We start from the raw sequence: 14,248 nt of genomic DNA, 5'->3' as shown, positions 1-14,248 counted from the left end.
TCCTAAGACGTGTGGGATCGCCGCGGGTCGCCGTAGCGCCGCAACTCGTAGAAGAAGTCCTCGACCGGTTCGAGCTCGCCCGCCGCGCGGAGCTGCTCGTGGACGTAGCGACCGAGGGCGAGGTCGAGCACGCCGAGGCCGAACGGGGAGAACACGAGCGGCCTGCCGGTCCTGGGGACGACGGCGCCGCTGATGACCTCGTCCAGCGTCCCGTCGATGAAGTCGCGGTTGCCCGTCAACTGCTCGGCGAGGTGCGGCGAGGTGTCGGCCTTCAGGCAGTGCTCGACGTCGTCGACCACGTTCGCCGAGGCCAGGATGATCTCCGGGGCCAGGTCGCGCAGCGACACGTTGAGCACGAGCGGGTTGTGGTCGAACCAGCTCACGTCGGTGACGTGCGGCGCGCCCGCGACGGTCGCGAACACCACGACGTCCGAGTCGCGGATCAGGGTCTCGGGATCGGAGTGCACGGTGATCAGCGCGGTGGTGCCGGTCCCGTCGAGGTAGTCGCGGAACCCGGCGGCGTGCTCGGCCGACAGGTCGTGCACGCCGATCTCGTCGAACGACCAGCCGGTGCCCGCCAGGTAGGTGTGGATGTAGCGGGCGATCAGGCCGACCCCGAAGAACCCGATCCGGCGCGGACGGCCGGTGCCCTCGGTCAGCCGGTCCGCGGCGAGCGCGGCGGACGCGGCCGTGCGGGCGGCGCTGATGATGGAGCTCTCCAGGCAGGCGAACGGGTACCCGGTGTCGTGGTCGTTGAGGATCAGCACCGCGGACGCCCTCGGGATGCCCGCCGCCACGTTCTCGGGGAAGCTGGAGATCCACTTGAGACCGTCCACCGCGGACTCCCCGCCGAGGGCGGCCGGGAGGGCGATGATGCGGGACGTGGGCCGGTCGGGCATCCGCAGGAAGTACGACGGCGGGTTCACCGTGTCACCCCGGCCGTGCACGCGGTAGGTGGCCTCGACCAGGTCCACGATCATCTTCTCGTTGCCGGTGAGCGCCCGGTGCACCTGGGCCCCGGAGATCACCGCGAACGACGGCTGGAACATGCTGGACTCCCTGTGCTCTTCGTCAGTCCGACATCGCCACGAGGATGCGGCGAGGTCCCTCGAACGGCCTGCGGCCGTGGCCCGCCAGCACGTTCTCCACCAGCATCAGGTCACCCTGCCGCCAGTCGACGTCCACGGCGGTGTCGAGGCCGCGGTCGCGGATCTGCTTGACGTACTCCGCCGGGATCGGGTCGCCGTTGGCGAACGTCACCGACTGGGGCATCTCGTCCTCGGACAGGATTTCCGACATCGCGGCGGACGTCTCCGGGTCCAGCGCGGCGACGTGCCACTGGTCGGCCTGGTTGAACCAGACCTCCTCGCCGGTCACGGGGTGGACGTGCAGCGCCCGGCGCTGCTGGCGCACCCGCAGGGTGCCGTCGGACAGCCATTCCCACGTGGATTCGCTGCCCGCCAGGAACTCCTCCACCTTGGCGGCGTCGGAGGTCTCGAAGGTGTCCTGCCAGCTCTTGCCGAAACCCATGCCCCCGTGCAGGTTCTGCGTGTAGCAGACGCCGTCGGCGAACCGCTCGCGGAGGTCGTCGTCCAGCGCCGCGAGCCACGCGGTGCCGTCCACCACCGGCGTCGCGCCACCGGAGGTGGCGGGCTTGGCGCAGTAGAACGCGAGCCGCGCGGGCCAGTGGTGGGCGTAGGACATCTCGTTGTGCATGGAGATGGAGAACTCGGGCGGGTACTCGGTCGACGTGTACACGTTCTTGCCGACCTTGGTGCGCGGCGTGTTCCCGTGCACGTAGGCCAAGCGGTCGGGGAGCACCAGGTCCAGCACGCCCTCCAGGGCGTCCTCGGGGATGTCGAACCCCCTGAACACCACGACCTTCGACCGGACGAGCAGATCGTCCAGGTCGATGCTCCGGAGGTGGTCGGTGAGACCTTCCACGTCCGCGCGGGCCGCGACGTCCTGTGGTCTGATCTCCGTCGGCGTCCACTTCATCGGCCTGTTCCCCTTTCGTTCTCGGCGACTGCTGGACAGTAGGTCGGCCGGAACTGGCGTGCGGCAAGGACGACTGGCCCTTGGCAAGCAGCCGTGCTGGTGCACTCACGTCGGAAGGTTGTCGACGTGGATGAGGCGGGCATGAACGCTGCGATCGAGGCCGAGGGGCTGAAGAAGTCCTTTTCGGACCATCAGGCGCTCAAGGGTGTGGACCTGTCCGTGCCCGCGGGAACGGTGCTGGGTGTGCTGGGTCCCAACGGTGCCGGGAAGACGACCACGGTGAGGATCCTCGCGACCCTCGCCCGGCCGGACTCGGGCCGGGCCGTGGTCGCCGGCTACGACGTGCTGCGCGAGCCCCGCGAGGTGCGCAGGCGGATCGGCCTGGCGGGCCAGTACGCGGCCGTCGACGAGCAGCTCACCGGTCGCGAGAACCTCGTGCTGCTCGGCACCCTGCTGCGCCTCGGCAAGCAGGGGGCGAGGGACCGCGCGGTCGAGCTGCTGGACAGGTTCGAGCTGACCGAGGCGGCCGACAGGCTCACCCGCACGTACTCCGGCGGCATGCGCCGGAGGCTGGACCTGGCCGCGTGCCTGGTCTCCTCACCCCCGGTGGTGTTCCTCGACGAGCCGACCACCGGCCTGGACCCGAGCAGCAGGGCGACGCTCTGGCGGATGATCCGCGACCAGGTCGCGTCCGGCGTCACCGTGCTGCTCACCACGCAGTACCTGGAGGAGGCGGACGTGCTCGCCGACCGGATCGCCGTGGTGGACCACGGCGTGGTGATCGCCGAGGGCACTCCGCACGAGTTGAAGCGCAAGGTCGGCACCGAGTGGTTGGAGGTCACCGTGGCGCACAGCCACGACGTGGGGGCGGCGTTGGCCGTGTTGGCACCGATGGCGGCGACACCGCCGCGGGAGACCGGGGACGGGAGGGGCGTCTCGGTTCGGCTGCCCGACGGGATGGGCGCGGTCGCGACGGCCGCGACGGCGCTGGAGGCCGCCCGGCTGGAGATCGCGGAGTTCGCCCTGCGCCGCCCGTCCCTCGACGACGTGTTCGTCCACCTGACCGGACGGGGCAACTCGTGAACGGCGTGCTGGGCGACACGACCGCCCTGATCGGCAGGCACCTGCTGCACCTGCGGCGGATGCCGACGAGGATCCTCAGCGTCACCCTGACCCCGATCACCATGGTGCTGGTGCTCGGTTACATGCTGAACAAGGCGATCTCCGTGCAGGGCGGCGACTACCTCGACTACATGATGGCCGGCGTCGGCGCGCAGGTCGCGCTCGCCTGCGTCGGCAGCATCGCCATCGGGACGGCGACCAGCCTCCGCAACGGGCTGGTGGACCGGTTCCGGTCGCTGCCGACGTCGCGCGTCGCGATCCTGGTGGCCCACACGGTGTCCGACCTCGGCCTGGCGGCCATCGGCATCTCCATCGCCTCCGTCGTCGGGGTGCTGCTCGGCTGGCGGCCGGACACCGGCGCGCTGTCGATCGCCGCGGGGTTCGCGCTGCTGCTGCTCTTCACCTACGTCATGCTGTGGTTCGGCGTGCTGCTCGGGCTGTCGATCCGCAGCCCCGAGGCCCTCGGCGCGTTCTCGGGCCTGGTGCTGGTGTGCGGTTCGTTCCTGTCCAACGCCTTCGTGCCGCTCGACGACCTGCCGATGTGGCTGCGGGTGCTGGCGGAGTGGAACCCGATCAGCGCCGTGTCCAGCGCGTGCCGGGAGCTGTGGGGCGGTCCGGCGTCCGCGAGCACCGGCAGCGTCGTGTCCGAGCACCCGCTGGCGACCGCGCTGGTGATGCTCACGGTCATCACCGCCGTGACCGTCCCGCTGAGCTGCCGCGCCTACCACACGGCCGAGCCGCGGTGACCTCACCGCGGGTCGTCCGGTTCCACCACGTCGGTGAGCTGCGAGCGTTCGGTCAGGCCGAGCTTGCGGTAGCTGTTGGTGAGGTGGAACTCGACGGTCCGCTGGGTCACGAAGAGGGCCTGGGCGATCTCGTCGTTGCTGATGCCGCGGGCGGCGAAGCGCACGACCTGCGACTCGGCCGGGGTGAGCGCGTTCGTCCCGTGCAGGCGGTTGCGCCGCGGTCTGCCCCCCGCGGCGATCAGCTCGGTCCGGGCGCGCGCGGCCACCACCGCGGCACCGCACTGGGTCGCCAGGTCCAGACCCCGGCGCAGGGTCCTGCGCGCCACCTCGTGGTCGTCGGCCGCGTGCTGCGCGCACCCCAGCTCGATGAGGGTCTTGGCCAGCTCCAACCGGGCCGCGGACCTCTCGCCGTGCACCACGGCCCGGCGCAGCAGGGCGATCCCCCGCACGCCCCCCTCGACGACCCCCAGCGCCCGCAGCGCCGAGCCGATGGCGCCGTCGGTGCCCCAGCGCTGGGCCGAGTCGAGCGCCTCCCCCGCCAGCCTGCGGGCCTCGGCGGTGTTGCCGAGCCGGTGGTGCAGCAGCGCGGCCCGGCCCCGCCAGGGCAGGTACACCTCGCTGTGGATGTTCCACCAGGACAGCCTGCGGCCGCATTCGAGCAGGTGGTCCAGCGCGGACCTGAGGTCGCCCCGGCCCTCGAACACCCAGGCCCGCGCGGCGAGCACCGAGCACCAGCGGTAGGACCGTTCGGCGGCGGGTGAGAAGTCGGTGTCCAGCAGGTCCGCGGCCTCGTCCCACCGGCCGAGTTCACCGAGGCACGCGACGGCCGCCGCCACCGTCAGCGGCTGGTTGTCACCCCGGTACCCGGCGGAGTGCGCTTCCGACGCCGCCCTGGCGTCGGCCAGCGCACCGGGCACGTCACCGCCGTGGAACCGCAGCGCCGACCGCGCGCCGCACAGCATCGCGTGCACCATCGGCAGGTTGCGCGCCTTGGCCTCGGCGATGCCGATGTCGTAGAGGGGCGCGACGAGGTCGAACCGCTCGGCCACCTGCAGCACCGCGAGCGCGGACATGAACATCGGGTGCAGCATGTCGTCGCGCAGCAGCAGGTCGCCCCGCATCGCACGGGTGACCGACTCGACCGCGGACGCCGCGTCCCGCTCACCCTCCATCGCGGCGAAGAACACCTTGATCGCCAGCAGCGCGCACTGCCCCGGCGTGCCGCCCAGCGAGTCCTCGTCCAGCGCGTCGACGCGCGGCCTCAGCCGCGCCATCACGTCGCGGTCCCCCACGGCCACGCAGATCGTGTGGGCGAACAGCCTGGTACGCAACTCGTCGACCTCGGGCTCGGTCCCGGCCACCGGGCCCAGCCGTTCCAGGCAGTCCTCCAGCACGTCGACCAGGGTGGCCGCGGCGGAACCGGTGGGCAGCGGGAACAGGCTGATCGCCGCGCGGGCCCTGCGCAGCGGCGAGTCCATCATCCGCAGCGCCTCCACCAGGTGCTCCCACGCCGACTTCGGGTCGGCCGACCGCTCGACCAGGGTGAGCGCGCCGAGCAGGGTGATCCGCAGGTCGGGCTCCCACCGCCCGGTCAGCGCGTGCCGCAGGTAGGACATGGCCAGGTCGGGCGCACCGCGTTCGACGGCCGTCGACGAGGCCTCGCGCAGCACGGTGACCATCTCCGGCTGCTCCGGCGGGCCCGCGGCGAGCAGGTGGGCGGCGACCACGTCGACCGGCGCCCCCCGGTCGCTGAGCGACCTGGCGGCCCGCTGGTGCAGCCGGACGAGTTGCGACGAGGTCGTGTCCCGCGCGATCGTCTCGGCCATAGCCGGGTGGGTGAACTCCAGCGTGCCGGGGACCAGCACGCCCACCCGGCCGAGCACGGCCGCCGCCCGCCGGGTCGCGGTCAGTTCGGCGGACCCCACCTCGGCGACGACGGACAGGTCGGCGTCGTCCCCGAGCACGGCGATCACCCGCGCCAGGAGGACGACCGGACCGGCCTGCGCGCGCAGCACGTCCAGGACCCACTTGCAGCGCGCGCGGACGCCCACCTCGCGCGCGAGGTCCACCCGGTCCGGCAGCGGTGGCACCGACCGGTTCGCGAGCGCGCGGAGCGTTTCCCGCAGCACCAGCGGGTTGCCCCCCGACACCTCGTGGCACACGGCGGTGAACTCGGCGGCCGGTTCGGCCTCCAGGTGTCGGGCGACCATCGTCGTCGCCGCCTCGGGACCCAGTGGCGCCAGGCGGAGGACCTGGCACCGGGGCGCCGCCCCGAGTTCGGCGAGCAGGGTGTCCGCGGGGTTGTCCACGTCGTCGGCCACCGTCGCGAACACCACCACCGGCAGTCCGGCCACCCGCCGGGCGAGGTGGACGAGCCACCTGACGGACGACAGGTCGACCTGGTGCAGGTCGTCGACGACGAGGGCGACGGGCTGGACCGCGGCCAGGGTCGCCATCGACCGGTAGAGGGAGTGCAGCACCTCGATCGGGATGCCCGCCCACCGCGCCTCGCCGTACGCGACGGCGACCTCGGTGTGGCTCCGGGTGAACCGGATGGCGTCCGTCATGGCCCGCCGTCCCGCGGCGTCGACCGACGAGGTCCGGAAGATCCGGCGGACGGCCCCGAACTCGGTGTGGCGCGCCAGCGGCCCTCCGGCCGTCCGCAGGACCCGGAACCCCGCGCCGTGCGCCTGCTCGGCGGCGACGTCCAGGAGCGAGGTCTTGCCCGACCCCGACGGACCCGAGATCAGGACGACCCGGCCGCGGTCGCGACCGACGTCCGCCAGCCGCTCGGTCACCACGGCCGCCTCGGCGGCCAACCCCCATGCCCGACCATCGAACGTGAACGACATGATCAGCCTTCGCGACCGTCGCCGTTCACCGGTCCAGGCCCGACCGGGGGTTGTCGACGATTCTTCCCGCGCGTATTCGAAACGACGTCGGATAGGATTGCGCCGCCACGCCGCGCTCGACCAAGCCCGTGCGAACAAAGAGCGATGATCACCCTCCTCGACACTATCGCTGCCCCACGCTTTCGGATGGCCGCACTCGGACAATCGGACATACCGGTCAGCCATCACCGTTTTTCCGAGTCGGCCGGTCGAACACTCCCATCGACAAAACCGGAATAGCCCGCCCGCGGCAGATCATCCCGCAGCGCTGAACAAACTTCAACAGCTCTCCCACGCGATCCCACGACAGGGGCAAAACCGCAGGTCAAGGGTTATTCCACTCCCTGAAACCCTGGGGTCGCGCATCTCAATAGAGCAGAGCCATCACCGTACTCGAACACATCGGTAACAAAGTTACGAAACCACTACCACGCGTTTCGCCGCCACTGCTCTAAACGCCAACGGTGAATCCCGCGACCATCGGACAACCACAATGCTGCGGAAAGCCGCGGATCACGCCTTCGACCTGTGAACAGGACCACCTGCCCCAGCGGTCCACAATGGGAAGTGGCGGGAGAACCGCCCCGCGGACGATCAGCGGACCACCTCGTGCGGGTTTCCCCTCGCGGCCAGCTCGGCCCTGGTGGGCAGCCCCTCCCAGTCGCCGGGCACCGTGCAGACGATCCCGCCCAGGACGTTGCCCGCGGCCAGGCACCGGGCGAGCGACCCGCCGCGGAGCAGCTCGGCCAGGTAGCCGCCGACGAACGCGTCACCCGCGCCCACCGGGTCGACGACCCGCACCGGCTCGGTGGGGGCGAAGACCGACTCGTCCGCCCGGTTCGCCACCGAACCCAGCTCACCGAGCTTCACCACGGCGGTGGCGGGCCCGAGCCCGACGAGCGCTTCCGCCAGCTCCGCGCCGCTCTCCGGAGTCAGCGGGTCGGGACCGGGCCGTCCCAGCACGAGGGCGGCCTCGTCGCTGCCGGCGAAGACCAGGTCCGCGGCGGCGATCAGGCCGGACAGCACGGGTACCGCCTCGTCCGACCCCCACAGGGTGCTGCGGTGGTTGACGTCGAACGACACCAGCGTCCCGTTGGCGCGGGCGACCTCCACCGCCTTGGCGAGCGCGGCACGGGGCCCCGGTCCCAGCGCGGCGGTGATCCCGGTGACGTGCAGGACGTCGGCCTCCGCCACCACCGCCTCGTCGACGTCGGCGGGCGACATCCGGGAGGCCGCGCTGCCGCTCCGGTAGTACCGGACGCGCGAGGGACGGCCGCCGAGGTGCTCCTTGACCATCATCCCGGTCGGCGCGTCGGTGCTGCGCCGCGCCCGCACCGCGACGCCCTCGGCACGGATCTCCCTGCCCACCAGCGTTCCCAGCGCGTCGTCGCCCACGCGGCTGATCCACGTGCACGGCACGTCGAGGCGGGCCAGCGCGATGGCGACGTTGGACTCGGCTCCCCCGATGCCGACCACGACCGGCGTGCCGACGCCGATCCGGCCCTCCGGGAGCGCCAGCAGCGCCATCGTCTCCCCGAGCGTGACGACACCGGTCATGCCCCTCCTCCCATCCGCAGCAGCACCTTGCCGCCGTGCGAGGACGCGGCGAAGTCGAGCGCCGCCGCCGCGTCGGCCAGGTCGAACGTGCGGGTGATGAGCGGCTCCAGGTCCAGTCCGTCGCCGAGCGCCCGCACGGCGTCGGTGATCTCGTCCGCGAACCGGTAGGAGCCTATCCAGGTGATCTCCCTGGTGACGAGGTCGCCGAGCGCGCTGCGCGCCTGCGCGCCGGGCAGGTTGCCGACCTGCACGACGGTGCCGCCGCGTGCCGTGGCGCGGAGGACCCCGGCCAGCGCGGCCGGGGCTCCGGACGCCTCGAAGACGAGTTCGACGTCCTCGGGCAGCCGGTCCCCCGTGGCGAGGTTCCGCACGTCGTCCGCTCCCAGGGCGCGCGCTATCGCCAGCGGCTGGTCGGCGACGTCGGCCACCACGACGCCCGCCGCGCCCGCGAGCTTCGCCGAGGCGACCACCAGGCAGCCGATGGGCCCGGCTCCGTTGACCAGCACGTCGCGTCCGCGCACGTCGCCCGCCCGCCGGACCGCGTGCAGCGCGACGGCCAGCGGTTCGGCAAGTGCCCCGAGCCGGGTGCCGACCCCGTCGGGCAGCGGGCGCACCTGGTCGGCGCGCACCTTGACGTACTCGCTGAAACCGCCGTCGGTGTGCGGGTCGAACGCCGCCGACCCCAGGTAGCGGACCCGCTCGTGCAGGTTGGTTCGCCCCGCGAGCCGCTGCGGGAGGGTCCCGAGCGGGGTGGCCGGGTGCACGGTCGCGGCCTGGCCGACGGCGAACCCGGTGACGCCGGGGCCGGTGGCCGAAACGCGTCCGGCGACCTCGTGGCCGAGCACGAGCGGGTGCCGGAGCACCGCCGTGCCGGAGGCGCCGTTCTTCCAGTACGCGAGGTCGGAGCCGCAGACCCCGCCGAACTCCACGGCCAGCAGCACCTCCCCCGGCCCCGGCACGGGGTCGGGCACCTCGTCGATCCTCAGGTCCTCCGGACCGTGCACGACGACCGCCTTCATACCGCGTCCTCCAACCGGACCAGGTCGCGCCCGCGGGTCTCCGGGGCCAGGTACGCCGACACGAACGTGATCAGCGAGTAGACGACGAGCATCGCCGCGACGGGCCACCAGTGGCCGGTGACCGCGGTGAGGGTGGCGGCCACGACCGGGCCGATCGCGGTGGCGAGGATGCCGCCGATCTCCTTGGCCAGCGCCAACTGCGTGAACCGCGTGCGGGAGCCGAACAGCTCGGCCATCGTGACGCTCTCCAGCGAGAACAGGCCGAGCACACCGATGTTGAGGCCCAGCACCATCGCGACGACGATCGCCACCGTGCTGCCGCTGGTGATCAGCAGCATCATCGGGAACGCGAACGCGGCGGTCAGCAGCGTCAGCGCCAGGTAGACCGGTCGGCGGCCGAAGCGGTCGCCGAGCAACCCGACCACCGGCACGGTCGCGAACCCCACCAGGGACCCGTAGACGATGGCGGTGGTGGGCACCGTCTTGCTCACCAGCAGCGTCGTGGCGATGTAGCCGACGAGGAACGTCTGGACGAGCCCGGAGTTGCCCGCCTGGCCGAAGCGCAGGCCCAGCGCGACGAAGAACGCCCTGCCCTTGCGCTGCCGCAGACCCTGCCGCAGCACGTCGTCACCACTCGCGGCGGCGGCCTCCTCGGCCTCGGTGCGCGACAGCGCGACCCCGTCGACGACATCCGCGCGCTCCTCGAAGACGGGGCTCTCCTTGAGGTTGCGCCGCAACCACACCGCGAACACCATCAGCACGAAGCTGAGCAGGAACGGCAGGCGCCAGCCCCAGGAGATCAACTGCTCCTCGGACAGGACCGCGATCAGGATCGCCCACAGCCCGGAGGCGGCGAGGGTGCCGGAGTTCGTGCCCAGCGACACCAGCGAGGAGACCAGGCCCCGGCGCCGCACCGGCGCGTACTCGGCCAGCATCACCGTGGCACCGGCGATCTCCGCGCCCGCGCCGAAGCCCTGCACGAGCCGCAGCGCGACCAGCAGGATCGGCGCGGCGATGCCGATCGTCTGGTAGCTCGGCAGCGCGCCGATCAGGGTGGTCGACGCGCCCATGAGCGCGATGGTGATGAACAGGACCTTCTTGCGGCCGATCCGGTCGCCCATCCGTCCGAAGTAGACGGCGCCCGCGAGGCGGGCCACGTAGCCGACGCCGTAGGTGGCCATCGCGGCGATCAGGCCGATGGCCGGGCTGACGTCCGGGAAGAAGATCTTGTTGAACACGATCGCGGCGGCCAGCGAGTAGAGCTGGAAGTCCATGAACTCCATGGCCGTGCCGAGCCAGCCGGACATCGCGGCCCTGGTCAGGTCTCTCGTGGTGCGCGTCGCGGGCGCGTCGTGCGTCGCGCCGGGGGTGCCCGTCATCCTGTGCTCCGTTGCTCAGCGGGGAGTGGTGGTCAGAGTTCGATCCGCCCGGCCCGCAGTGCGGGCAGCCGGGCGGCCACGGCTTTCACGAGGTCCGCGCGCTCGGCCAGGTCCGGGGCGCCGACGAGGTGGAGCAGCCTGGCGACCAGCTCGACGTGGTCGGGGCGGTCGTACCAGCAGCGGGCCAGTGGTTCGGCGAGCGGATCGGTCGTGCCGAACACCGGGTGGCGGTCGTCGGGCCGGGTCGAGTTGACCCAGCCGGCGAGCGCCAGTTCCAGCAGCGGCGTGTCCCCGCGTGCTTCCCGCAGTGCGCCGAACCACCGCTCGGGGATCTTCAGCGAGCCGTCGGACCCGATCTGCCGCAGCAGGTGCCGCATGGCCGGGTTGCGGAACCTGCGCACCAGGTCCTCGACGTAGGCGGTCGCGTCGGGCCCGCCCTCCGGGAGGGTGCGCGCGACCTCGGCGCCGAAGTCGCGGACGAACCGCTCGCCCCACGTGGTGTGCAGGACCGCGCGGACGGAACCGTGCCCCGCCGCCAACCCGAGGTAGGCCAGCGCGGAGTGCGATCCGTTGAGCAGCCTCAACTTCATCGACTGGTAGGGGGCGACGTCGCCGGTCAACACCGCCCCGTCGAGTTCCCACGCGGGTCGGGCCGCGGTGAAGGAGTCCTCCAGCACCCACTGCCGGTAGGGCTCGCCCACCACCGGCATCCGGTCGCGCAGGCCGAGCGCCGCGGACGCCGCCTCCTCGTCCTCGTCGGTGGTCGCGGGCACGATGCGGTCGACCACCGTGGACGGGAACGCGACCGACTCGTCCAGCCAGGCCAGCAGCGCGCGCCGATCCGGCCACGGCGACGCCTCCACGAAGCCGCGCACCACACCCCGCAGCACGGCTCCGTTCGCGGTGGCGTTGTCGCACGAGACGACGCTGATCGGCGCGCCGTGCGCGCGGTACCGGGCCGCCAGGCCACCCGCCAGCCGCGCCACGGCGGTGCGCTGGTCACCCGCGTCCGCCACGAGGTCGGCGGCGATCTCCGGGGCGGCGGTGTCCAGGTCGGTCGTGCCGGGACGCCGGTGGTAGCCCTTCTCCGTGATGGTGAGGGTGACGACGGTGGTGGCGGGCGCGGCCAGCAGCGCGTCGACCTCGGCCGCGTCCCGCCGCATCAGCAACGCGCCGACGATCGAGCCCACGACCCGCGTGCGCGGTCCGTCCGGGTGGCGTTCGGTGACGGAGTAGAGGCAGTCCTGGGCGCGCAGCGCGGCCACCGACGTCTCGGAGCGCGGCGCCACGACCGTGATGCCCCAGGGTTCACCGGTGCGCGCGGCGGCGGCCTCGGTGTACACGGCCTGGTGGGCGCGGTGGAACGCACCGAGTCCGAAGTGGACGATCCGGGGCTCCGACGCGCCGGGGTCGACCAGTGGCCGCAGCGCCGGGGCGAGGTCGCGCGCGGTGGTCGCGGTGAGTCTCGTCATGCCGGTCACCAGTCGTGGACGGAGCCGTCGAGGCGCCGCGCCACGGGCAGGTACTTGGGCTCGTACGGGAACCGCTCCGCCGCCTCGTCGTCGTACTCGACACCGAGACCGGGTTCCTCCGACGGCAGCAGCATCCCGTTCTCGAACCGCACCCCGCTGCGGAACACCTCCGCGGTCTCCGCCGCGTGCCCCATGTACTCCTGGATGCCGAAGTTCGGCACGGAGATGTCGACGTGGACGGCGGCGGCCAGGGAGATCGGCGACAGGTCGGTGGCGCCGTGCGAGCCGGTCCGGACCTGGTAGAGCGCGGCCAGGTCGAAGATCCGCCGCAGGTGCGTGATGCCGCCCGCGTGCACGACCGTGGTGCGCACGTAGTCGATGAGCTGCTCGGTGATGAGGTGCTGCACGTCCCAGATGGATGTCAGGTTCTCCCCCACCGCGATCGGCGTGGTGGTGTGCTGCCGGATGAGCCGGAACGCCTCCTGGTTCTCCGCGGGAGTGGGGTCCTCCATCCAGAACAACCGGCACTCCTCGACGTCCTTGCCGAACCGGGCCGCCTCGATCGGGGTCAGCCGGTGGTGCACGTCGTGCAGCAGGTGGAAGTCGAAGCCGAAGCGGTCGCGCACCGCGCGCAGGTAGCCGGGCGCGAAGTTCAGGTAGGCCTCGGTGCTCCACGGCTGCTCGTCGGGCAACGACGTCGCCGCGGGCTCGTACACCTCGCCCTTGCGGACGCCGTAGGAACCGCCGATGTCCGGCACGGCGGCCTGCGCCCGCACGGCGAGGTAGCCGAGGTCCCGGAACCGGGCCACGTCGTCGAGCAGCGACGGCACGTCCACGCCGCTGGCGTGGGAGTAGACCAGCACGCCGTTGCGCGACCGGCCGCCGAGGAGCTGGTAGACGGGCAGTCCGGCGACCTTGCCCTTGATGTCCCACAGCGCCGTGTCCACCGCCGCGATGGCGGTCATCGTCACCGGGCCACGACGCCAGTAGGCGCCGCGGTAGAGGTACTGCCAGGTGTCCTCGATGCGGGCCGGGTCGCGGCCGATCAGCAGCGGGACGAGGTGGTCCCGCAGGTAGGACGCCACGGCCAGCTCACGTCCGTTCAGCGTGGCGTCGCCCAACCCGGTGACGCCGTCGGAGGTGGTGATCCGCAGCGTGACGAAGTTGCGGCCGGGTGAGGAGACGAGGACTTCCGCGCGGGCGATGGTGCTCACGAGTTCACTCCCTTGTGACTACGACGCCGCCGACCAGGCGCGACTCCCTGTCGAGCAGTACTGGTATACAAGTACTTGTCGACCAGATAGTCAAGCGGAACGGCGCACTATGATGGGCCGCGTGGTCAAAGCGAACGAGCGGAAGACGAGCCGCCGAGCGGTGTACGAAGTCCTCCGCAGGCAGGTGTTGACCATGGAACTCCCGCCGGGCGCGGCACTGTCGGAGAACGAACTGGCGGCCACCCTCGGCGTCAGCCGCACCCCCGTGCGCGAGAGCCTGATCCTGCTGGCCGAGGAAGGCCTGGTCCAGGTGTTCCCGCAGGTGGGCTCGTTCGTCTCCCGCGTGGACCCGGTCAAGGTCGCCGACGCCCAGTTCCTGCGCGAGGCCGTCGAACTGGCCGCGCTGGACGACCTGCCTGCCGCGCTGGACCCGGCCGTGGTGGCCGACCTCCGGTCGAACGTGGAGAGGCAGCGCCGACCGGGGATCGACCTGGAGGAGTTCTTCGCGCTCGACGAGGAGTTCCACCACGGGCTGCTGCGGCTGAGCGGGCACGCGAACGCCTGGGCGACCGTCGTCGCCGCCAAGGGCCACCTGGACCGGGCCCGCCGATTGGGCCTCTACGAGGCCGACTCACCGGGCACGTTCGTCCACCAGCACGCGGACATCCTCGACGCCGTCACGCGCGGCGACGCCGAGCAGGCGCGGACCGCGATGCGCGCCCACCTGCGGGCCGTGTTCGACGACGTCGAACGGATCAGGGCCCGCTCGCCGGAGCTGTTCTCCTCCAACTCCACCACGGCGCCCACCAGGCGCAGCATCGCGATCTGGGAGTAGCGGCCGGGCGGACAC

General features: G+C 72.1%; 11 protein-coding genes. 3 read left to right on the top strand and 8 right to left on the bottom strand.

The genetic code is table 11. From position 1 onward, the window contains the following. Window positions 1-2: 2 nt before the first annotated feature. Both sbnB and NZH93_RS42550 read right to left on the bottom strand, forming a co-directional pair. The gene (gene sbnB / locus NZH93_RS42555) at window positions 3-1,049 is read right to left on the bottom strand and encodes a 2,3-diaminopropionate biosynthesis protein SbnB (RefSeq protein ID WP_259629020.1); all 1,047 of its coding nucleotides are present in this window, start codon (window positions 1,047-1,049) and stop codon (window positions 3-5) included. 22 nt (window positions 1,050-1,071) lie between these two features. After that, window positions 1,072-1,998, bottom strand: coding sequence for a TauD/TfdA family dioxygenase (locus tag NZH93_RS42550; RefSeq protein ID WP_259629019.1), 927 nt, complete (start codon window positions 1,996-1,998; stop codon window positions 1,072-1,074). Window positions 1,999-2,139: 141 nt separating this feature from the next. Between NZH93_RS42550 and NZH93_RS42545 the strand changes: the two genes are divergently transcribed. Next, window positions 2,140-3,081: an ATP-binding cassette domain-containing protein gene (locus NZH93_RS42545; protein ID WP_259629018.1), complete on the top strand. Its 942-nt coding sequence runs from the start codon at window positions 2,140-2,142 to the stop codon at window positions 3,079-3,081. Beyond that, the gene (locus NZH93_RS42540; RefSeq protein ID WP_259629017.1) at window positions 3,078-3,866 is read left to right on the top strand and encodes an ABC transporter permease; all 789 of its coding nucleotides are present in this window, start codon (window positions 3,078-3,080) and stop codon (window positions 3,864-3,866) included. The genes NZH93_RS42545 and NZH93_RS42540 overlap by 4 nt, the downstream gene beginning before the upstream one ends. A gap of 2 nt (window positions 3,867-3,868) precedes the next feature. Here the strand turns inward: NZH93_RS42540 and NZH93_RS42535 are convergent, their stop codons facing one another. The 6 genes from NZH93_RS42535 to manD all read right to left on the bottom strand — a co-directional run bounded on the left by NZH93_RS42535 (window position 3,869) and on the right by manD (window position 13,398). Next, window positions 3,869-6,718, bottom strand: coding sequence for a helix-turn-helix transcriptional regulator (locus NZH93_RS42535; protein WP_259629016.1), 2,850 nt, complete (start codon window positions 6,716-6,718; stop codon window positions 3,869-3,871). 633 nt (window positions 6,719-7,351) lie between these two features. Continuing rightward, a complete protein-coding gene (locus NZH93_RS42530; protein ID WP_259629015.1) occupies window positions 7,352-8,314 on the bottom strand; it encodes a sugar kinase in 963 nt (320 codons plus the stop codon). Beyond that, a complete protein-coding gene (locus NZH93_RS42525) occupies window positions 8,311-9,333 on the bottom strand; it encodes an L-idonate 5-dehydrogenase (RefSeq protein WP_259629014.1) in 1,023 nt (340 codons plus the stop codon). The genes NZH93_RS42530 and NZH93_RS42525 overlap by 4 nt, the downstream gene beginning before the upstream one ends. Further along, window positions 9,330-10,712 (bottom strand): MFS transporter, encoded by a 1,383-nt coding sequence (locus tag NZH93_RS42520; RefSeq protein WP_259629013.1) that lies wholly within the window; start codon window positions 10,710-10,712, stop codon window positions 9,330-9,332. Before NZH93_RS42520 ends, NZH93_RS42525 begins: the two co-directional genes overlap by 4 nt. A gap of 32 nt (window positions 10,713-10,744) precedes the next feature. After that, on the bottom strand, window positions 10,745-12,184 hold the full coding sequence (locus tag NZH93_RS42515) for a mannitol dehydrogenase family protein (RefSeq protein WP_259629012.1): 1,440 nt from the start codon (window positions 12,182-12,184) through the stop codon (window positions 10,745-10,747). Window positions 12,185-12,189: 5 nt separating this feature from the next. Beyond that, window positions 12,190-13,398: a D-mannonate dehydratase ManD gene (manD, locus tag NZH93_RS42510; protein WP_259629011.1), complete on the bottom strand. Its 1,209-nt coding sequence runs from the start codon at window positions 13,396-13,398 to the stop codon at window positions 12,190-12,192. Between the two features lie 121 nt (window positions 13,399-13,519). On the opposite strand from manD, the gene NZH93_RS42505 reads away from it, so the two are divergent. After that, on the top strand, window positions 13,520-14,233 hold the full coding sequence (locus tag NZH93_RS42505; protein ID WP_259629010.1) for a GntR family transcriptional regulator: 714 nt from the start codon (window positions 13,520-13,522) through the stop codon (window positions 14,231-14,233). Window positions 14,234-14,248: the final 15 nt, after the last annotated feature.

The sequence above is a fragment of the Umezawaea endophytica genome (assembly GCF_025061645.1).
GTDB classification, from domain to species: Bacteria; Actinomycetota; Actinomycetes; order Mycobacteriales; family Pseudonocardiaceae; genus Umezawaea; species Umezawaea endophytica.
The sequence above is the reverse complement of the archived record's forward strand: the minus strand, read 5'-3'. Positions and strand labels throughout refer to the sequence as shown.